This is a genomic window from Paenibacillus sp. TC-CSREp1 (genome assembly GCF_050171015.1).
Taxonomy (GTDB): domain Bacteria; phylum Bacillota; class Bacilli; order Paenibacillales; family Paenibacillaceae; genus Paenibacillus; species Paenibacillus silvae.
Window position 1 is genome coordinate 75,375 of record NZ_JBNOKM010000019.1, and the last position, 22,361, is coordinate 97,735.

At 49.3% G+C, this 22,361-nt stretch carries 15 protein-coding genes; 2 read left to right on the forward strand and 13 right to left on the reverse strand.

Annotated elements, in window-relative coordinates; genetic code table 11:
* Nucleotides 1–1,091: 1,091 nt before the first annotated feature.
* The 13 genes from ACQSGY_RS25160 to ACQSGY_RS25220 form a co-directional block, all read right to left on the reverse strand.
* Nucleotides 1,092–2,099: a restriction endonuclease gene (locus tag ACQSGY_RS25160; protein ID WP_427181399.1), complete on the reverse strand. Its 1,008-nt coding sequence runs from the start codon at nucleotides 2,097–2,099 to the stop codon at nucleotides 1,092–1,094.
* A gap of 291 nt (nucleotides 2,100–2,390) precedes the next feature.
* A complete protein-coding gene (locus ACQSGY_RS25165; protein ID WP_427181400.1) occupies nucleotides 2,391–4,322 on the reverse strand; it encodes an IucA/IucC family protein in 1,932 nt (643 codons plus the stop codon).
* Entirely contained in the window at nucleotides 4,282–5,805 is a 1,524-nt protein-coding gene (locus tag ACQSGY_RS25170; RefSeq protein WP_427181401.1) for a type III PLP-dependent enzyme, read from the reverse strand. Before ACQSGY_RS25170 ends, ACQSGY_RS25165 begins: the two co-directional genes overlap by 41 nt.
* Entirely contained in the window at nucleotides 5,802–6,578 is a 777-nt protein-coding gene (locus ACQSGY_RS25175) for an HpcH/HpaI aldolase family protein (protein WP_188594579.1), read from the reverse strand. Before ACQSGY_RS25175 ends, ACQSGY_RS25170 begins: the two co-directional genes overlap by 4 nt.
* Nucleotides 6,575–8,464, reverse strand: coding sequence for an IucA/IucC family protein (locus ACQSGY_RS25180; protein WP_427181402.1), 1,890 nt, complete (start codon nucleotides 8,462–8,464; stop codon nucleotides 6,575–6,577). Before ACQSGY_RS25180 ends, ACQSGY_RS25175 begins: the two co-directional genes overlap by 4 nt.
* Nucleotides 8,448–10,127 (reverse strand): IucA/IucC family protein, encoded by a 1,680-nt coding sequence (locus ACQSGY_RS25185; protein WP_427181416.1) that lies wholly within the window; start codon nucleotides 10,125–10,127, stop codon nucleotides 8,448–8,450. Before ACQSGY_RS25185 ends, ACQSGY_RS25180 begins: the two co-directional genes overlap by 17 nt.
* The gene (locus ACQSGY_RS25190; protein ID WP_427181403.1) at nucleotides 10,084–11,538 is read right to left on the reverse strand and encodes an MFS transporter; all 1,455 of its coding nucleotides are present in this window, start codon (nucleotides 11,536–11,538) and stop codon (nucleotides 10,084–10,086) included. Before ACQSGY_RS25190 ends, ACQSGY_RS25185 begins: the two co-directional genes overlap by 44 nt.
* Nucleotides 11,539–11,540: 2 nt before the next feature.
* Nucleotides 11,541–12,896 carry a diaminobutyrate--2-oxoglutarate transaminase gene (locus ACQSGY_RS25195; protein ID WP_427181404.1) on the reverse strand — a complete coding sequence of 452 codons (1,356 nt, stop codon included), beginning with the start codon at nucleotides 12,894–12,896 and terminating at the stop codon, nucleotides 11,541–11,543.
* A 425-nt stretch (nucleotides 12,897–13,321) separates the two neighbouring features.
* Complete coding sequence (locus tag ACQSGY_RS25200; protein WP_427181405.1) at nucleotides 13,322–14,356, reverse strand: hypothetical protein; 1,035 nt, start codon at nucleotides 14,354–14,356, stop codon at nucleotides 13,322–13,324.
* Between the two features lie 438 nt (nucleotides 14,357–14,794).
* A complete protein-coding gene (locus tag ACQSGY_RS25205) occupies nucleotides 14,795–15,622 on the reverse strand; it encodes an ABC transporter ATP-binding protein (protein WP_427181406.1) in 828 nt (275 codons plus the stop codon).
* 12 nt (nucleotides 15,623–15,634) lie between these two features.
* The gene (locus ACQSGY_RS25210) at nucleotides 15,635–16,678 is read right to left on the reverse strand and encodes a FecCD family ABC transporter permease (RefSeq protein ID WP_427181407.1); all 1,044 of its coding nucleotides are present in this window, start codon (nucleotides 16,676–16,678) and stop codon (nucleotides 15,635–15,637) included.
* Nucleotides 16,675–17,688 (reverse strand): FecCD family ABC transporter permease, encoded by a 1,014-nt coding sequence (locus ACQSGY_RS25215; RefSeq protein WP_289375441.1) that lies wholly within the window; start codon nucleotides 17,686–17,688, stop codon nucleotides 16,675–16,677. Before ACQSGY_RS25215 ends, ACQSGY_RS25210 begins: the two co-directional genes overlap by 4 nt.
* Nucleotides 17,689–17,784: 96 nt before the next feature.
* Entirely contained in the window at nucleotides 17,785–18,798 is a 1,014-nt protein-coding gene (locus ACQSGY_RS25220) for an ABC transporter substrate-binding protein (protein WP_427181408.1), read from the reverse strand.
* Between the two features lie 456 nt (nucleotides 18,799–19,254).
* On the opposite strand from ACQSGY_RS25220, the gene ACQSGY_RS25225 reads away from it, so the two are divergent.
* On the forward strand, nucleotides 19,255–19,830 hold the full coding sequence (locus ACQSGY_RS25225) for a hypothetical protein (RefSeq protein WP_427181409.1): 576 nt from the start codon (nucleotides 19,255–19,257) through the stop codon (nucleotides 19,828–19,830).
* Between the two features lie 221 nt (nucleotides 19,831–20,051).
* The gene (locus ACQSGY_RS25230) at nucleotides 20,052–21,824 is read left to right on the forward strand and encodes an alpha-glycosidase (RefSeq protein ID WP_427181410.1); all 1,773 of its coding nucleotides are present in this window, start codon (nucleotides 20,052–20,054) and stop codon (nucleotides 21,822–21,824) included.
* The last annotated feature ends 537 nt before the right edge of the window (nucleotides 21,825–22,361 follow it).

Genomic DNA, 22,361 nt, shown 5'->3' on the forward strand with positions numbered 1-22,361 from the left:
CCAATATGTTCAGTAGCACTAGTTAGATCGGTAGCATTAGTAAGTTTAGCGAGGTCAGTAAGGTCACTAGAGTTCGTAGGGTTAGTAGAGTACGCCAGTTCAGTAAATTCAATGCGGTCAGTTGGCCACGTAACACCCAAATCACTTTTTGCAAACTGCCAGCCATCATTAAATAGTACTCTCATGTTCATCTGCTCTGTTCACTCTCTTCTGGTTGAATAATAGTTACATGATTCAAATCGTCAGTACACTAAAATTAACATGTATATCCCAAAAACGAAAACCTTTTCGATAAAATGTATAGTTGTATTCAACAATATACCGATTATACCATCTGTCTCTGTTCTGTAACGTAAATTCGTGTATTTATTCAGATTAAATAGTGAACGTTTTCATTTTCACCCAACATAAATCCTCTTACCTGGTAACCTGCGTCCCCACCATGACGCCAACAGCAAAAAGGCAACCCAAACACGGGTCACCACCTGCTGTACTCCCACACTTCTACTGCTTACAATGCGAAATCTGTGCCTTCTTATATCTATAATACTAACAAATCTACAACCGCAACCGCCTGAAACACGCTGGCCACTTTTCTAACGAATCCTAGAAACGCTATTCAGGTCATATCCCCCGCTTTTATTTTCTAACGCTCCCAGGAAACCTTATTCGGAGAAAAACATGCGAAAATCGGCACCAAACCCTTGTTCTCAGCAAAATAAGGTTTGTGGGAATCGTTACAATTTCAACACGCCCCAAATCGCTCAAATAAGCTCATCTGGAATCGTTAAAACATACTGAGTATGGTCGAAGGACGTTCCAACCTGCAGACTTGAGTAAGCACAGATCATAAATACAACTTCTAAGATCAAATGATGAAATCAAGCTATAAAACCTTGTTCCAGCCATCTCTTATTAATTCTAATCTAACCCTAAAAGTATATGCAGAACTAACTATGCACCTCTCGACCCAATCCCAATCAACATTTCCGTTGTATTTTTAAGTTAAGAACGGGTCTGACCGTGTCCGATCTTGAAGGGGGGTGAACCACTTTGAAGCTAAATCATAACTGTTATTCGTTTGTTCAAGTCTACAATGGCCAATAAATCTTCTTAAGTGGCATTAATGACTGAGCTTCCGAATCAAACTTATCATAATGCTGATTGATTAGTTCAACCAGCAGATCAGCATCCACTAATGATATCGGGATGTTGGAACGTTCTGCTTCATAGTGGGCCTCGCGAGTAAATCCACCGGTTGAGACATAAATCCCTTGATCTCCTGGTCTCAATCCACCGATAAAACTTCTAATCTCGTTTGAACCCATCGAGTTCTTTCGGTGTTTAACTTCAACCATAATTCTTGGTTGTTGCAAACCCAACCCATCCGGTGAGGCCACAATGTCTCTTCCACGGTCGGGACCTTTGACAGATATTCTCGTTTTGTACCCCATGCCTCTTAATACGCCAGCAACCAAACTTTGCATTTCTTCCCAATCCAGATGATTGAATTTATCCTTAATGAACTCATGTGCTCTCTCAATGACATCTTCCTTGATTGTATTTAACTCGGCTTGTTCTTCTTCAATTTCCTCTGGTTGTGGTTCTAAAGGTTTGTTATTCTTATGTTTTAGAAAATGTACAAGCTCCTTCACTGTTTCTTGTTGTAAAGCAAATAACGTCATTATCGATCCTAAGGAGTTACGTGTATTAGCTGTAAGAACATCACGACCAACGGAACCATTCCATGTTACTTTTCTATAATGTGTCTTATCAGAAATATGCCCTTCACCGTACTGATACTCTGATACAATATCTCCAATTAAATACTCTCTGGCCTGCGGATTATATGTAACAACTAAATCTCCTATTTTCATCTCATGTGCGAATCGAAACAGCTGTCCTGCAGTAATATTTATTTTGCCATCCTTGTAATCGGCATACTCAGTACGCAGCTTTCTTTTCACATCATTAATTTGTTTGACCTGTTCTAGTGAGCCTACCTCGTTCCACCCTATAGCGATCGCTTGACCCAATTTGAACTCATCAAACAAATACGCATTCTCACCAGCACGAATAAACCAATTATTTCTGCTCATATGATCCCCCATTTTCGTTCTCTATGCTTGGCTACAAATTTCGGCAAAGAAATGCTGTTCACCTGCATAGACATCAAAAAAAGTAGCCCCGCTATAAAATTTCTCTTCCAAGAAGAGATATCCTATAGAGAGCCACCATCAACATCCTATTTAACTGCAACATGACAACGGGGAACCAGCCTTACGTCGCTCCTCTGAACTATCTATTCCAATCATACATTACATCAGAGATAAATCCCTGCTAAATCCACCCTGTCATCTCATCCCATCTCTTCTTTACTTATCCTTCCTCTATCCCTTGTAAAAGGGGTTCCACCCCTGGCCTTTGCCCGACGGCATTGCGCCTGGCACCCCATCCGCCTCAAGCAGCGGACGGACAACTAACTTCACAGGCCACGTCTCGCTCTCGAAAATAACGCGAGCAAGCGCGGCACGATCCGCTTCGGGAAGCTGCACAGCGTGCAGCGCTTCCCGCCAGGCCTGCTCCGTGATATCCCAGAACTCCGTTTCCGGGATGTTATACACTTCGCTCAAAGCCTCCATGATCGCAGCCAGATTCACCTGCGTCCCGAGAGACTGCACATAGAAGATCAGCTTCTCGATCGTTTCATTGTACAGGCTGTTGGAATATCCAGGGCGAATATGATATGCCGGATCGGCTATCCCATGCTTGTCCAGATACGGCTGATGCAGACGCACAGAGTCATGATCCCGGAACAGCAGCCCCTTCACCTGGTTATTCCGCAGCACGAGACAGCAATTTTGACCATGAATCTCCGGCACAACGCCCACCTTGAACAGCCGCATGACGATATCATAGAACGTGGTCGCTATATCGGAATAGAAGTCCAGCACACACTCCGTGCTCAGCTCTCTGCCCACAATTTCGCTCAGCAGATGGTGCCCGTCCAGATTCACGCCGAGTGCAGCCATGGGAACAATATGGTAGGCATCGTCCAGAAGCTCAGCGGGATAAACACGAATCTGTGCCGCCAAATGCCGCGGATGATCATCGAAGAGCCCCATCGAATCCGGCATGTATCCCCACCAGTTCTGCTCCTCACACATGTATACCTTGTCTCTCAATGTCTCGTCACAGGCCACCGCCTGTCTCAGCATTCGTTCCCCGGCGAGCCCGTTCAGCAGCTTAACCACCGGAAGATAACGCGCTGCACCCAGCGACAGAACACTAACCGGCAGCTTGAGCATAAGCGCAGACTCTGCAGTTTGAGCCATAGAGCGCAGAGATGAGGTAGCCAATACGTCGCCAATCTGTGTATCCAGCACAACAATCGTGCCCTCTACGATCTCTTTGGTGAAGCGAGGCAAAATAACATGCTCCAGCTGCCACGGATGGACTGGCATTGGCAAATACGCTTCCATGCTCAGACCTCTGCGAAGGTATTCCGACTGCATCTCTTCCCGCTGGGAATCATACAGTACATCCAGAATGGACATGCCGCCTTCACATCCCTGCTGCACCGCATCCCGCTTGATTGCTACCCAGCGCAGCCGGATCGCCTTCCCGAACTCGGCTGCATACGCGGTAACATCTTCAGCACTGAATCCGACCTTTGCTTTGGAGGAGGGATGGAACGGTCGGTCCCGCAGCGCAGCAATCCGCTCTCCCTTTACATACCACTCATACGCAGACTTCGGAGTACATTCAGCCAACGACTGCACCTGATCCCAGCCCAGTGCATACTGCTCCACAGCCAAATTCACGCTTGCCAGAAAATCAGCCACACCCGGCTGTGCATAAGCCTCAGGGGACAATGCCCGCTGCAGCACCGCTCGGGCCACTTCGACAGGCGTGGAAATCTCACTCCAGCTACCATCCGCCTTCATGGCAAAAACAGGTGAACCCGGAACCCACTGAATAGCCTGCCTTACTCCTTTTTCCACCAGGCATAGTACACCCTCCGTATGCAAACCCAAAAAGAAATCTACCGTAGCAGTAGACTTATCCTCACTGGAACTTTTCTCATTCTTGTTCTGCTCATCGACCATGTGATGGTGTGTATGATGCTTCTCCGTGCTCTTTTCTGCTTGAGCTTCATACCCCTTGTATAGATTTCGAAGCTGGGCAGGGGCAGGGGCAAGCTCTACAAAAGATTGACCTTCAAGTGGAAGCAGCTGCTCCGCCAGCAGGCAATTCATAAGATCAGACAATACCCGCAGCTCAGCAGCTTGCCGACTGGAACACTGAATTAGCGTTGACATGTTCATCCTCCTCCGTCAAATAGTAGAACAGCGGGTGCGGATGCCCCAGGAAATCGTGATGGGAGATCGTCCAGGAGTACGCACCGGATTTAACAAAAACGACAATATCGCCTACCCGCAACCTGTGCACTTCTGCGTCTGAATGCAGACGATCCTTCGGTGTACACAACTCTCCTGCAATGTGGACTCGTTCTTCCTTTAATTCGGGTCTGCTGAACGCATGCTTCCATTGCTCTGTATATACAATCTGGAATGGATGATTGTGTCCCCATGACGCAGGCAGACGCTGATGATGTGTACCTCCCCGCACAATGGCAAACCACTGTCCATGCGAGCGCTTCATATCCGTGACCTCTGCTGCGTAATAACCGTGATCTGCAACCAACAGGCGACCTGATTCGAAGAACAGCTCTCCTCCGCGTTTAGCAAGGCGTTTTCTGGCCTCGCTCTGCTGCAGATGCTCCATAAATAAAGACCAGTCAAAGCCGGGACTGCCATCATACGTCACCCCGAAGCCACCACCTGCATTTACAACTTCAACCTGCAAGTGATACTGCTGCTGCCATTGTTCCACCTTTTGCAAATAAAGCTCGATCATCTCGGCATGCAGCTCTGCTTCCATGTTGTTAGACAAGGAATGAAAATGGAAGCCGCACAATCGAACCACACCCGTGCCTTCCACACGAAGCAGTTCGATGGCTTCCTCCAGATCCTCCTCATCCATACCGAATGGGCTCGGAGTGCCACCCATCACAATCTTCGTTTGCGGCAGTGCACTGCTTCGCAGGTTAATGCGCAGCAGCACACGAACCTCAGTCACTTCTTCCCTGCGACCTGCGACCTCCCATTTTTGCTCTGGCTGTTCCAACACCATCTTGTCGGCACAATGTTCTGACTCGTCTTCCGGCTCACCTTTCTGTTTACCTACTTGCGCACTTGCCTGCTCATCTACTTGTCCATCTGCCAGCTTAACCGCTAGCTCACCAGCTTCTCTCCCTGCTGGCCGCCATTGCTGCTGCACTTGCTCTTCTGGCTCGCGAACATCACTCTGCTCCGACTGCTGCCCATGTTCATCACGTGTTACGCTGCGCTCCTTGGCAATGGCAATAATACGCCGCAGCTCCAGCAGGCTCTCCACATGGATATAGCTCACGTCCTGCTCCAAGGCCTGGCGCAGCTCGCTTTCCTTCTTGCCCGGACCTCCGAACAGAATCGGAACCTCGCGGCTAACCGACCTCACCTTCAGCAGCTCGCCAATGGAAGCGACCTCAAAGCCCTTCACGCACGGAAGCAGTGCTTCAATAATCCGCGGATCGGGGTTTGCTTTGATCGCATAGAACAATTTTGTGTTCACAGGCATCTTCTCCCGCATGCTTCGCACCTGTGCACGTATTCCGGCCAGATCATAGATGTATGCGCAGACCGGGTCGTCCATGTTTGCCCGTTTTATTTCATGCAATGCTTGCTGTACCTTTGGTTTCATGTCAGTCCACCTGCATTTCTGTAGTCGTTCCGCTTCTGGGCATATGCCCGAAATGCTGTATTACGGTCATCCCCCAGCACATAGATGTGCACATCCCGTTCACGCCATACCTGCATGTCCTTGATTCCCCTTGTCACCGTGGCATAAGGTACGTCACACTGCTGTGCAGTATCATGGAGTGTACGCAGTGCATCCTGCACTTCAGGGTGATCTGTCTGCCATGGCACACCGAGCGACTGCGACAAGTCTGCCGCCCCTTCCAGCACAAAGCTCACCTGTGGATGAGACAAAATTTCCGGGCTTTGCCGCACACCCTTCACACTTTCAATCATGGGCACAATCATCACCTGTTCATTGGCTTCCGCAATGTAATCTGTAAGCGGGAATTTACCGAATACGCCCGGGCGTCCGCTGTTCAGACTGCGCATGCCTAACGGGTGATAATAGGCATGATGCACAGCCTCCTTCACTTGAGCGAGCGTTTCCACATGGGGAATGACGATGCCCTGTGCCCCGCAGTCCAGCACCTTCAGAATTTCGGTCCGCTCCACCTTCGGGATGCGTACCAAGGGTGTAAGCTCAGCCAGCTCGGCCGCCCGAATCAGTTCTTCTACGGATTCCATAGACGTTGTTGTATGCTCCAGATCAATAATGACAAAGTCATATTCAGCCTGACCGATCATCTCGATGATGATCGGATGCGGAATAGAGACGAACAGGCCAAATACCTCCTGCTTGCGAGCGATCTTCTGCTTGAGTGTATTCACTCTCATGAGCTTTCCGCCTTCTGTTCGAGCATATCCTTGGCCCGTTTGAGCGGGTTGCTTGCTTTGCGGAAATACAGCTCACCATCTCCATACAAACGGCGTTTGGTCATCTCTTCAATCAGAGCATCCGCTGCAAAAAGGTCAAACATGTTATACCTCTCCGCATACTCGGGATGCTGCCGCTGATAATCGAGAATGACACCCGCACACAGCTGCCAGAAGCTTTCTTCGGACAGGTCAAACGGCTCCAGTGACAGAGCGATATCCGTCATACAGATAAAAAAGAATGCATCATACGTATAGTCGCGCACCTCCGACACATCATCAGCATAGATGAACGAATACCGGTTGAACTTACGGTGTGTTTCCGGTTCGGGATGCAGCTTGGGCGCACGTTCCGGGTGCAATAGCTGATCCGGCACGTACCGGACGCCATCATGCAAATCCTTGATGATAATGCGTTTGGGCAATTCATTTTCAAGCACCAGAATGATGTTCTGGGCATGCGATTCAAGCGCAATCCCGTGCGCATACAGCAGATGAATAATCGGTAAAGTGAGTGTGCGAACCAGCGCCTCCCCCCACTCCTGCACACCATACCGCTGGATGGCCTCCTGTACAAAAGGAACTCCGTTCCGCTGCACCAGCATCAGGGCATTCAGCGGCCAGGCCGTCTCACCTGCGTTCAGGTGAACGGATACATTTTCACGCCAGATCGCACCGAGCGTGCCGTAAGCACGTCCATATTGAATGGCAGGCAGTTGTTCGTAGCGGAACGAAAGGCCCATGATTTCTTTTAAAATGGCAAACTGCTCCTGCTGCAACAGCTCATCCTCACGTACCAGTTGATCAAGCCAATCGCTGATTAAAGGGGCATTTTGCGTAGTATGCTGGGCAAGAATGCGAGTGCTCGACGTGTTCGTTATGCTCAGAGCCAGCTTGATATAAGGTGCCTTGGCATTCATCCGGCTGGAAAGGGAACGAATGGACTGCTGCGCACGATAGAAACAGGAAGCTGCCCCCAGATACACCATGTCTCCATCCATCAGCTGCCGGGCAAATATGGACTCAAGCGCATGCTCCCATTGCCAGGGATGAACCGGGATCAAGATATAGGAACTGATATCGTGCGAACCTGTTTTGGCCAAAAGAGTCTGACGGAACTGCTGCCTGTCCTCCCCGGCCAGGTGCTGCTCCAGCAGAGCCTCACACGTGTAACCGCCGGATACAGCCGTTTGGGCGAGTTCCTTTCTCACCGCGATCCAGTCGAGCGCAACGTCTGCATTAAACTCAGGGCCGTAGGCCAGATTGTCCTGTAGCGAGAAGCCCAGCCGTGACTTGTAGCTTGGATGATACAGATGACCGTCGGTCATGTGACTTTCCAGTGCATCATAGTGACGATCCTCGGCTGGAATACTCAGGGGCAGTGCCGCACGACACTGACTATCCTTAGCCAGCGTTTCCTGCAACTCATGAATAAAAGCCGATACATGTGCACCCTTCAGGTGGTTCAGCACCAGCTCCTCCAGAAACCGGTCCAGATCGGTACAATGAACGCCTTCACGTTGAATGGAGCCCTTTTTCACCTTCACCCGGCCAAACGAAAACTTTTGCTCCGCTTCACAGGTGTACACCACAGCTTCGCCTGATGCCGCAGTTCCGCTGGTTCGCCACTCTTTGCCGTTTACCTGGCAATCCAGTATACCCTCAAACCACATCGCCTCCAGCGTCTGCCGCATGATTCGCTCCTGAACCTCCACGTATACGGGGACTGGACCGTCACTTGAGTGATTAAGCACGTAATCCTCAATTGTACCCGCCGTTTCGCCTGCTCCTGTTGTGCCTGTTGTTGTGCCTGTTAATGTTTCTGTTGTCTCAGTTCCGATATCCATGAATCTCACGCGCTTCACTCCCTAAACATTTCATGACGTTACGTACCCGCACATAAGCCGGGGTCTGACTAATGCCCGTGAGACAGCTGACCAGATTTTGCTTCGCCAGAAAAGCGTCTGCGGTCAGCAGATGCCGTACATAGATATTGCCTGTTCGAGCCAGCTCTGCTTCCAGCGCATCACGCACCTGCATCCAGAAATGCTCTTCCGGCACTCCCATATCCCGGGCCAGAACATGAATTAATGAGCCGAGATGGTTGACGATAAAATAATACGAAGTCCGCGCCCACGCCTGTTCACGCGAATAAAATAACAGCTCATGATAAGGTCGTTCACTTACAGATTCCCGGTCAACACTCACTCCTTCCAGATCACGCACGATAAAAGCAACCGGCATGCCCTGCTTCAGCGTCACCAATGTGTTCTGTAAATGGGCTTCAAAATGAATGCCTTTCTCATCAGCCGCCCTCACCAGCGGTAGTAAAGAGCAGTTCAGATAACGCTCAAACCATTGCTCTACCAGGCTGCCAGCACGATCCTCAAGTATGGTGATCAGCCGGGATGGTGCCCCGGGAAACGGCGACTCCACCAGACTGGACAACACATACGTATTCGTAGGATCAAACTCAATCGGTCGATAAGCGATGGTGAACAGGCTTGTCAGTTGTTCATCCTCAAACCTGCATGTTGCCACACCTGTCTCATACGCGATGTGTGTCTGCGGTTCAGCAGCAAAACACCCCTGCTGCCACACATATCTGGACGCATCCAAAGTTCGCCGCATCTGCTCGGCATTATTCGTTCGAATCATATTGGTAATCTGCATATTCAGAGAAAGCTTGATGTTGCAGTTCCAGTCTGGCACGTATACCGTACGGACAGAGGACGTTGGATAAACAAGTGGTCCTGTCCTGCCGAGCAGCAGCAGCTTCTCTTCACGGATATAGGTCTGAACCTCATCCAGATGTGAGATGTGCTCATACTGCCATGGATGGACGGGCAGCAGCCTGTACATGCTCATTTTTTCATTGGACACAGGCAGGTCATAGCTTGCCAGCAAGGGTTGAAGATTTATTTTATCTGCGTGCTCCACCCATTCGTCTGTATACACATCCTGCCTTACGGCGATATAACAGAGCTGGAACGAGGTCTGAAGCTCCGGGCTGTACTGGTGCACATCCTGTGTGGTGAAACCGCTTGAGTTTTTGGGAAAAGGGTGAAATGGATGCCCGTACAGCAAAGACTGCTCGGACGTGATGTAATTATGGAAGTCGCCGCCAGCCCCCTGCTCCATATACAAGGTCAGATTGGATACACTGTTCTCCACCTTATGAACAAAATCGTTGATCCGATCCTTAACGTGTTCTGTTTGATCGACAACCTCAGCGGAAATCCAGCGTACCAGATCACGATAATGGACCGTTTTGCCGTCACTGTTCATGGTGACGTACTCATGCTCCCCCATAGCCGAATAGTAGGATAGCTTTCCTGTCACCTTTACGCCGCTGCATGGAAAAGAGATCGAAAAAGTCAGCGTATCCGGGCTGACCTGTATCTGCTCTGTTCTCTCCGGCCCAAGCTCACGGACATAACAGTTCAGCAGCAGTTTGCATGTATGTTCATCGGCCTGCTGCGCCGCCCTGGACTTGCGTTTGATTTCCATTTTGAACAAGGATGCCTACCTTCTTTCGGGTTATAAGTAATACAAGAGGCAGCGTCAGCAGGATGGCGCACCCCAGACCGATGCAGATTTCCTGAAGAGCACCCCATTTAGCCAAATCCACAGCTCTGCCATTCCCGGCCAGCGACTGCCAGCGCATATCGTAATACAGCGTCATACCCATGACTGCAAAGGATGAAGCCAGTCGTTCAATCGTCGTGCTTAACACCGATCCTTCATGCATGTCTTCCTCCGGCAAAGCCTGTAGTCCAAGTGAAGTGATGCTCATGCCTGACAGTCCTACACCGATCCCGCGACATGCCATCAGCACACCGATGATCCAGATTGGCGGTCCCATGGGCAGAAAAGCAAACGTCAGGATAGACAACGATACGAGCAGCGTTCCCCACGCGATAAATCGCAACGAACGGCCACGATCCAGCAGATTACCGCCAATCCACATGAACAGACTGGTGCAGATGGACAGTGGAATGAACAATGCCCCGGAAAGTGCAGGGGATAATTGAAATACCTCCTGCAGAAGCAGCGGCACCGCAAAAATAACCCCAAACATCACACAATCCTGAATCGTGGAGATGACAACCGTGAGCGGGTATATTCCTTGTCTTCGCAGCAGCTTGTAACGAATCAGCGGTTCCTCACGTCGATTCTCTACCTGGATAAAACGAATCAGCAGGAGCAAGCCAAGTGCAATTACGGACCACGGTATCCAGGGGGATATCCCGGGACTGGCATATACCTGAACACCCAGACTGAATGCACCAATCGCCATAACCAGCCGCAGCATGCTGGAAGCATGCCACTTTTTTCTGCGAGCCGGGATATAGGATTGAATGACTCGCGCACATCCGATGAACGAAAAAAAGGCAAGAGGCACGTTAAGCCAAAACAGCATTTCAAGCCGTCCATACTGAATGATGACACCACCCAAGGTTGGTCCGGCTGCCGGAGCAAGCATAAGCAGCAGCCCCCACGCGCCCGTTATGCGTCCCCGCACTTCCGGTCCATATACGTCAAACAGCAGCACAAGGGATAGCGGAATCATCAGGCCGGCAGCAGCACCATGCATGAACCGAACCACCAGCAGCACCTCGATTGAAGTATGAAACAGCGCCCCCAGCACGGAGAAGCCTCCATAGATGGCAATCCCCAGCATGTACGTCCGCTTGCGTCCCAGCCGATCTACGATCAGGGAGGCCAGCGGCATCGTTAATGTCATGGCGAGCATGTACAGCGCAATAATCCAGCCACCTACGGTGGTGGAGATGTGATGATGCTCGATAAAATAAGGCAGCAGCAGGTTAAATGCACTGTTGGTAAGCACCAGGGTAAAGGCTCCAAGCAGAATAGCCAGTAATACCGTATGCCGCCGAAGCAATGATTTTTTCAGCATGTTCAGTGCACCGTGGATGTGATAGCGACGGCTTCGGCTACCGATTGTTCAAAAATCGCCAGCACCTCGTCCGCTTCCTTCTCAGTAATATTCAGCGGTGGCAGGAAACGCACAACTGCCGAATGACGTCCGCCAAGCTCCACAATAAGTCCGTTACGGAAGCACTGCTGCTGAATGACAGAGGCCAGCTCCCCATATTGCAGGTAATGTCCAAGACGATCTTTACCGCCCTGCGGATTAACTATCTCTACACCGATCATCAATCCCCGGCCGCGAACATCACCAATCTCTGCAAAACGTGCCTTCAGCGCCTGCAGCCTTGTCATAAACTGCTCGCTGCGCAGCTTCACATTATGCAGCACATTATGCTCACGGATGTATCGCAGCGTAGCCAGCCCCGCTGCCATGCCGAGTTGATTGCCACGAAATGTACCTGTATGGGCCCCTGGCTTCCATTGATCCAGCTCTCCCTTATAGATCACAACAGACATCGGCAGGCTTCCCCCTACCGCTTTGGAGCAAATAATGACATCCGGTACAATACCTGCATGCTCAAACGAAAACATACGACCTGTTCGACCAATGCCCGTCTGTACCTCATCAATAATGAGCGGGATACGACGTTCTGCCGTGATCCGGCGCAGCTCTCTCAGCCATTCCAGATTTGCGGGAATCGCCCCACCCTCGCCCTGTACCGTCTCCACAATCACACCGCATGGCGCTGCAATCCCGCTCTCGCAATCATGAAGCAGGTTCTCGATGTACTGTGCGCTTAACCGGGCAGTCATGCCTTCACCTACACCAAAGGGGCAGCGATACTCATACGGAAATGGCAGGAAATGCACGTCTGGCAGCAGGCTTTGCAGCTGTTCTTTTTTGCTCAGATTACCGCTCATCGACATCGTTGCCTGAGTTGAACCATGATACCCGCCGCTAAACGCCAGAATGGACTTTCCGCCTGTCGCATGTTTCACCAGCTTGATCGCTGCTTCCACAGCATCTGCCCCGGTTGGACCGCAAAACTGGATTCTCGACGTATCCCGCATCTCCTCAGGCAGCATGGAAAACAGCTCCTGCATGAACGAAATTTTAAGCGGTGTAGCCAGATCCAGCGTATGTAACGGAATCTGCTGATCCAGCATTTCCCGAATGGCGTTTACAACCGTCTCATGGTTGTGCCCGAGCGCCAGCGTTCCCGCACCGGCCAGGCAATCATAGAACTCACGGCCTTCCGTGTCTGTAATCCGGATGCCTTGTGCCTTACGGATGACGAGCGGAAAATGCCGGGAATATGCTCGCGCATTTGACTCCTTCTCATGCAGCAGCTTCAGGTAATCGGTCTGTACCTCTACTGACATAACTGTTAAACGCCCCTTATCATCAATTCAGGCCATAGAACGCCTGTTCATTTGCTTTGTACTGGTTCTTTGCATATAAGTTGAACTAAAGATTTTACACATTCCTCTCCGATGACAGAATAACCTGGAGAGTAGCGGTTATCCCCAGATTTTTTTGAATTCCCTTCTCTAAAGGGAAAAATCCGGTGATAAGCGTATGCTTCCGATGTAGCTTTCTTGCAGAAAGCTTTCAGGCGACCGCTCCGCTTTTTCAGGTTTTTTCTGTCCTTTCCGTTATCGTGTAAATGAATCATTTAATTTATATAGCACTAAACGGGTTCTTTACTGATCTATTGGTCATTGAGAACATGATCCTGATACGAGCCGTTAGCGCAGCTTTCAGCTCCTGGGATATCTAAACGTTAATTACCGCTAACTATCGGCCGTTAACTGTAACATACATATTCCAGATATTGACGTACAACGTCCCTTGTTGTCCCACCATGCGGATAAACATGATGTGTCAGATCCGGCAAAGCGTTCACCTCCAAAATACCTCCTTGTGCGGATGTCAGAGGAACACGGATGTCCTTACAGCGCACATCTATGCCGGCAACATCGATCCGGAGTGCCCTTGCAGCCTGAACCATCATGCGGGCATTATCAGGATGGATATGCTCCGTACAATCACGGTAATATTCACTAATCTTCCCGGCTGCCGAATTCCGAAGATCATACAGTTCGATTTCTTTCCCCGCAGTGGGTACGTCATCAAGACTTAAACCTTGCTTGTGAAGAACGTTCAACAAACGTACGACTGCCAACTCATGATGCAGTTCAATCTCGGGAAAAGCTTCAACCCTCCCGATTTCCGTCTCCATCATTCGGCTGTCGTTCAGCATCTCGATAAGTTCCCTTACAGACGAGTTGCCATTGCCGGTAACATACACAGGTCGGTATTGGTTGACTGCCGCAACCTGTTCATTAATGATCAGCACCCGGTAATCCGTTCCAATGACATATTGCTGCAGCAGTATTCCGCTGCCGAACCCGGCGGCGAGTTGAATGGCCTGGTTCAGCTCAGCATCGGTACGCACATCCAGTGTGACCCCCTGACTGCTGCTGGCATCCAGTGGTTTGACCACGATGGAGCCATGCTTTCCCAGAAAAGCTTCCGCTTCTTGACCCATCGTTGTTACAACGATATGTGGAGGGACTGGCATCCCTTGCTCTTGCAGAAACAAATTACTCGCCTGTTTGTTCTTGGCAAGCAGTCCGGCGATCAGCGGCAGACGATGTGTTCTTGTTTTGTTAATGATGACCTGCTTGTGTTCCAGTGACAGCTTCAGGAAATCCTCGCATCCATCCACAAGCGGTTCACAACGAATGCCCATTTCTCTCGCTTTATGCAAAATCAGCCGATTCTGCAGGTTTTTCATGACTTTCGGAAATACGGAATCACTTGTGCTCATGAAGTTCATATCCGACCTTCCCATCGGTTGAATTTATTGATAATGATTATCAATATCATACAAAATCTATTTTATGGCAATTCTCAACAGATTGTCAATATAAAACTTTAAAGGTAAAAATAGTTCTTTTAAGAGAGGCCTCTCACACTGAGCTGTTTGTAGGGATCAAAAAAAGGCATAACAAAACGGGCGAGTTATAACTTGAATGTTCTTCTACTCGCCTGTTCTGTTATCGCCGTAATAACGAAGTTTTGTAACTGCGTGGGGGATATGTGAGTTGTAGTTCATGCAAAAAATATACAGAATCACAGGCCTGAAGCCTGCATGCCTTTTCAGAAAAATGCTGTGTTGGATTGAATGTTCGTTTGCACCTTGGACAACGTTAAACAAAATACGGATATACTCGTCGCAGCCGCTCTAACAGTTAATGATACATAAACCTGCCGCTCATCTAGCAAGCTGTGTATAATGACGCTGCTCTGCATTCAGCTTCCTTCCTCTTCCGTGCGGGATACAGGTCGGCGTACCGAATAACGGATCTACAGCGATGTCACATTCCATCTGAAAAACGTTGCGCACAAGCTCGCGAGTAATAATGTCCTCCGGTTTACCTTCCGCATAGATTGACTTGTTATGCACTGCCACAATATGGTGTGCATAGCGGCAGGCCAGATTCAGGTCGTGCAGCACCATCACGATGGTACGCCCTTCCTTCTCGTTCAACTCAAACAGCAGATCCAGAATATCAATCTGATGGGTCATATCCAGATACGTTGTAGGCTCGTCCAGTAAAAGTGTTTCTGTTCCCTGGGCAAGTGTCATGGCAATCCATGCACGCTGACGCTGACCACCTGACAGGGCATCTACCGGCCGATCAGCCAGAGCCGTCAGATGCGTGGATTCCAGAGCCAGCTCCACCATGCGCTCATCCTCACGCGACCACTGCTTCAGCCATGTCTGGTGTGGATATCGCCCCTGGCGAACCAACTGGCTCACCGTAAGCCCTTCTGGCGCCGTAGGCCCCTGCGGCAAAATAGACATTTGTCTTGAAATTTCTTTGGTCGGCAGCTTCGCGATCTCTTCGCCATCAAGCAGCACGGTACCCGCACTGGCTTTCAGCAATCTTGCCATTGTACGCAGCAGTGTAGACTTGCCGCAGCCATTGCTGCCGATCAGCACCGTGATTTCTCCCTTGGGAATGGTCAGGTTCAAATTCTCAATAACAGGCTCTGCTCCATAGGAGATGGTAAGCTCCTTGGCCTTCAGAATACTCACGGCTTCTCCTCCTTAATATTGATTTCGATTTTTGAACAGCAGATACAGGAAAAACGGTGCGCCAATTCCTGCGGTAAATACCCCGGCCGGAACATCAAGCGGCAGAAATGCCGTTCGTGCAATCAGATCAGCCGCACATACAAGTAACGCTCCGACAAAACCGGACACGAGCAGCAGGCTGCCAAACATGCGCCCAACCAGCTTTCTTGCGATATGCGGAGCAATCAGACCGACAAACCCGATTGTCCCGGCTACCGACACGGCAATTCCCGCAAGCAGCACACTGCATAACAGCAGCGCAGACCGATGCCACTGCACCTTGACGCCAAGCCCTGTAGCCAGATCGTCCCCAAATTCCTGTGCATTCAGGCTTCGGGCTAACCAGATGGCCAGCGGCACAACAATGACAACAACAGGCAGTATCGTCTTGATATCCGTCCAGGTGGCACCGTAGATGCTGCCCGTCAGCCAGATATAAGCCTGAGTGGCTGTATAGAACGGACTCAAAATAAGCATAAAGGTTGTGCCTGCCCCGGTTATGGCCGATACGCCGATGCCAATCAGCACAAGCCGGATCGGTGTAACTCCCTTTTTCCAGGCCAGCACATAAATGATGAAAGCCGTGACCAGCGCACCGATGACCGCGAATAGCGGCAGCAGCTTGATACTCAAAGCTCCGCCCAGCAATGATACGAATCCTACCGCAGCTACGGCAGCCCCGCCTGTTATACCGATCACATCAGGTGAAGCGAGCGGATTGCGAATAATGCCCTGTAACAGTGCACCCGACATGCCAAGTGCAGCACCTACAAGCAGCGATAACAATACACGCGGCAAACGCAGCGTAAGTATGACAAAATCATGCTCGCCTGCGTTCAGTCCCAGGATCGTTTGCAGCACATCCCACGGCGCAATAAAGTCACTGCCTAGACTTGTTCCGACAATGCCGGCAGCCAGAAACAGAATGACACACACGAAGATGACCAGCATGGATTTGCGTTCCACCTGCATGGACACGGTATCCTTTTTATTACGATACGTCAGCATCTTTTTCATATCTTCGTTACCCCCTTACGGGCAATGTATACGAAGAAAGGTCCGCCAATCAGAGCCGTCATTACACCGAGCGGCACCTCCTGCGGCACAATAACCAGCCTTGCCACCACATCGGCAGACATGAGCAGAATGGCTCCGCCTGCGAAGCAGTATGGCACAAGCCAGCGATAATCATTGCCAACCAGGGCACGCATGATATGGGGGACAACCAGCCCAACCAGTCCAATAGAACCTGCTACCGCAACAGATCCACCTGCAAGCAGGACAATCACAAAGCCCATCAGTACCTTAACCAGCAAAACATTCTGTCCCATGCCTTTGGCAATGTCATCCCCGGTCAAGAGCAGATTGATCGCCCGCCCCATAAAAAGAGACACTAGCGCGGCCGCAGCCATGTACGGCAGAACCGGATACAGCATTTCCAGTGTTCGGCCGCTTACGGAACCGGCAAGCCAGAACAGTACATCCTGCAATCCTGTGCCGTCCAGCACCAGAATCGCTTGGGTAAAGGAGGCAAACAAGGCTGAGATGGCCGTCCCCGCCAGGACAATTTTGATCGGTGTCAGTCCATCGCGTCCGAGGGAGCCAAGACCATACACAATAGCGGCGGAAATGGCTGCTCCTGCGAATCCAAACCACATCATCGTGGTCAGAGAGGACACGGACAACACAACAACGGCAATCACAATAAAGAAAATAGCACCTGAGTTAATTCCGAATACACTCGGAGATGCCAGTGGATTACGTGTCAGCGCCTGCATCAGTGCCCCGGCAGCTGCAAGGCTTGCACCTACAACAGCGGCAATGACAGTACGCGGTAAACGTTCGGTCATAAGCACCACCTGTTCAACTGAAGTTTCATCATAGGCATGCCAGACCTGCCAGAGCATATGAAGTGTAATATGGGTGCGACCCAGCATCATACTAGCAAACGCCGCAAGCAGCATGAGCAGAAATAATGCGATCAACCCGTATGTTTTGGCACTCGCTTTGGTAAAAAGGGGAAACATACACTCACTCTCTCATCTGTAAAATGAAAAAGGACCCGCCTGCCCATTCACTTCGCTTGCGAATGTTCTGGTGCATGGCAGGTCCTGCTGCTGTTATTACTTATTCAGGTTGAAAATCTTGTATAAATCATCCAGCATCATATTGGCTGACGTGTATCCGCCCGCCATATTCCAGGCAACCTCGTCCACCTGGTAGATCTGATTGTTTTTCACCGCATCTAGATTTTTCCATAACGGACTGCTCGTCCAATCTTTATAGTTTTTCTCAATCGCAGCGGTATCTGTGCCCGAGTTGAAATTAAATATCATATCTGCATTCATATCCGGGATGTTCTCTTTGGAAGCCAGCTGCACGCCCCAGGTATCCTGATCATGCCCTGCTGGTCTTGTGAAGCCGAGTTCCTTCAAAATTTTCCCCGCGTAGCCCATATAGAAAATGCGAACCTGATCCGCTCTGAAGTTGGTAATCGTTGCTTCGATCGGGAGGCGGTCGCCCATCTTCTCTTTGAAGTCAGCGACACGTGTTTCCCAGTCTGCGAGCAACTTGTCAGCCTCTTGCGTTTTATTCAGGGACTCCCCAACCAGCTTCAACGTTTCTTTCCAATCAAACAACGTTTCAGTCACTACGGTAGGTGCAATCTGAGACAGCTGATCGTATATCTCTTCATCTCTGATCTTCGTTGCAATAATCAGGTCCGGCTTCAGCTTGTTGATCTCCTCCAGATTCGGCTGGGATTCCTGACCGACTTGAGGTACACCGTCGAGGTCTTTACGCAGATATTCATACACCGGCTGCTGAACCCATGATTCAACGACACCTACCGGCTTCACGCCGAGAGCAACGACCACATCGTTTGCACCCTGGAACAGCGTTACGATCCGTTGCGGAGTGCCTTTAATTGTGGCTTCACCCATCGCATGTTTGATGACCCGGGTCTCATCTGCTGCCTTGGCAGAGGTATCTTTGTCTGTGCTGCCTTCGGTGCTGCTGCTTGTTGCAGAGCTTGCTGTATTGGTGCTGCCTGATCCTCCGGAGGCACAGCCAGCCAGCAGCGAAATCATAAGAATAAGCGCTGCATAAATATATAATTTTTTCTTGAATTGAAACATGGAACGTCTCTCCCCTTTTCTTCCTAAATGATATTGAATCTCATTATCATTTGTATTGTAATGGAGAACTTTCATTTAGACAAGCTTTAATTTGGTAAAACATTCATGATGTTATTTGGTCATTCCATCTTATAGAATGCCTCTATTAAAGGCATTTTGAATCAACCTATATAATATGAATCCATACTTTATATTTTCGTAAAACCATATATGTAAAATTTATCTTTATTATTTTTGTTCCAATATTCCCTCTTCTTTCGTTTCGTTTGTGAAAAATGAGATATTCATACTAACTTATGATTATGCATCCTATCTCTTTTTTTGCATGAGTAAAATGGAGTTATACAATGACTGGATAAGCTATATTTTCTAAATAATTACTGTATTTCAGCCTGCTTATATGTTAGATTATCCCTTGGTATAAAATCACATTTATAGAGACAGGGGACAGTTAACATGAAAAAGAATTGGGTTCTATCGATCCTGATGAGTATCGTCTTGTTAGGCGGGGTATTTGTTCCAGCCGGGCATTATGCTTCAGCAGCGGACAGCACAACAGTAACTTCAGATGAAGAAGTCAACGTAGATAATGATAGCCCGGAAGCACAGGAGCTAACGGCAGAAGAGCAGGATCTTCTGGATTATATTGATGCACTGGACGCTGCTGGTGTTTATGAAAAGAAAGCTTTGGACGCCATAGGCGGAAGTACATACATCACCTCTTCGAATCGTAAATCTTTCTTTCTGACATTAAACAATACAGCTATTCCAAATTACACGAAGTATGTTTCCATGCTGAAGCAGATCAAGCCGGAAAATGCGGAGCTGAAAAAAATTCATGATAAATTGATCAGAGGCAGCTACGCACAGCTGGAAGCCTATCAATTGTTCAAAAAGGCTGTTTCCAAAACAAAGGTGAACAGCACGTTCCTCAAACAGGGCAATGACAAGGTTGCTGTGGGTAAGAAGAGCATTGAGCAGTATCTTAAAGAAGTTCAGAAATACGCAGAAAAGCTGGGGTATGAGTTTTAATCCTGTCCTCTGTATAACGGTTAATTGATAAATAAGGAAAAAAAGTGTTTTCTTTTGCAAAAACAATTCGTATAATAGCGATATAATCCAAAGGCTATGCTGCCGAAAGGTACAACCTCGTGAACGTTAGAGGCTGTGCCTTTTTTGCGTTTCAAGTAGCATTTTTAGCCGCGTTTGTAGCCTGATTTGCTTTTATATCCATGTGCCAAGGAGTGATTTTCATGATGTTGGAAGCGATCTACCACCGTCCCAAACTGAACTGGTCTTATGCGTACAACCGTAACACCATGCATCTTCGCTTACGATCCAAACGAGGGGATCTGGATGCCGTTATTGCGATTACAGGTGACAAATATGCCTGGGACCGGACCATAACGCACATTCCTATGCGGATTTTTGCCCGTGACGAGATGTTTGACTACTGGGAGGCCGAGACATCTCCGCCGTATCGCAGACTGCGTTATGCCTTTCAGCTTATCCAAGGGGAAGAATCTGTGTGGATGACAGAACGAGGATTTGAGCAGGCACTGCCAGAGCATCCGCTGGAAATGTTTGATTTTCCATTCATGAATCCGGTTGATATTTTTGAGCCACCTGCATGGGTTAAGGATGCTGTTTTTTATCAGATTTTCCCCGAACGTTTTGCGAATGGCGATCCTGCTTTGACTCCAGCTGGTGCAGAAGCATGGGGCGGTGAGCCTACACCGGTCAATTTCTTTGGTGGAGACCTGCAGGGGGTGATGGATCATCTCGACCACCTGAGTCAACTGGGGATTACGGCGATCTATTTCTGCCCGCTGTTTGAAGCTACAACCAACCACAAATACAATACTGCTGATTACCTGAAGGTCGATCCTCAGTTCGGTACGAATGAGCAGCTGAGAATGCTTGTGGATGCCTGCCATGCTCGTGGTATACGGGTTGTGCTGGATGCCGTGTTTAATCATTCGGGAAGAGAGTTTCCTCCTTTTGTCGATGTCATGAAAAATGGTCCTGCTTCCCCTTATGCGGATTGGTTTTACATCAAGGATTGGCCGCCACGTGTAGAGGATGGCATTCCGACATACGACACTTTTGCATTCGAGCCGCTTATGCCAAAGCTCAACACAGAGAACCCCGACGTCAAAGCCTATCTGCTGGAGGTAGCACGCTTCTGGATCGAAGAGATGGATATCGATGGATGGCGGCTGGATGTGGCCAATGAGGTGGATCACCAGTTCTGGCGCGAATTCAGGCAGACGGTCAAAGCGATCAAACCTGACGCCTATCTGCTTGGCGAAATCTGGCATGATTCTTTGATGTGGCTGCAAGGAGATCAATTCGATGCAGTCATGAACTACCCTTTTACCAACTCTGTACTGGATTACACCGTGCATGGCAAGCTGGATGGGCTTGGATTCGCGAACGAAATTGGCAAACTGCTCGCCTCGTATTCAAAGTCTGTTACGGAAGCAGCCTTTAACCTGCTCGGCAGTCACGATACACCACGTCTGTTGACTTTGTGTGATGGGGATGTGCGGAAGATGAAATTGGCCGTAATGTTGCTTTTCTCTTATCCGGGTGCACCTTGCGTATATTATGGGGATGAGGTTGGACTGGACGGTGGATACGATCCGGGCTGCCGCAAATGTATGGAGTGGGATGCAAGCAAGCAGAACCGCGAACTACTCGAATTTTTCACACGTACCATTGAGCTGCGCAAACAGCATCCCGCCTTACCTAGCGCAGAACTCAACATAGTTTATGCCGAAGCAGGCGACCCTTGTCTCGCTATGGAGCGTGTAGATTCGGAGACGGGGGAACATGTGCTGCTGGTGCTCAATGCCAGTGATGAGCCTCGTAAGCTGGAGCTGGCGTTCGGAAATCATAACGTCTGGCGTGATCTGCACACCTCTTCTACGGTAGAAGCCAGACAGAACAAGTTAACCCTGGATCTCGCAGCATACGGCTTCTCTTTATTGCAGCTTGAAGCGAAACAGCCAGCGGAGACCTGATTGTTAGCCTGAAGCGGTCTTGATGCTTGCCATTTACATCGCTTCTATCTCTCCAAACAAGCACAGCACTCCAGCAGCTAATCGTCCTCCATCGTTTGCAACGCTGATCGAAGGGCGCTGCTCGAAGGGCTAAACGTGATTCACGTTCAGCCCTTCCTTTAAAAACAAGTAAATCATGCCGTGGCACCTCCCTCTCCCCCGCTTCCCAAACTCTAACGATTCCAGATAACCTTATTCGTCCAAATTTAGCGTTGCTGGAATTCTAACGAATCTGAGCAACCTTATTTCCCTGAAAAGCCTCTATGATAGCGTTTTCCCCAGCATAATCAGCCAAATAACGTTTCTGGGGATCGTTAGAATTTTAGAAGCCTTCATTTGCCCCAAATAAGGCTTCTGGGAACACTAGTCATGCGTTAAACCTGACATGAATAATCAGCAAAAAAAAGTGAATTTAGACTTTCAAACCATAAAAAAATCCCCTAATGTAAAAGTGTGGCACATGTTATCCACGACTCTCACAAAAGGAGATCACCCATG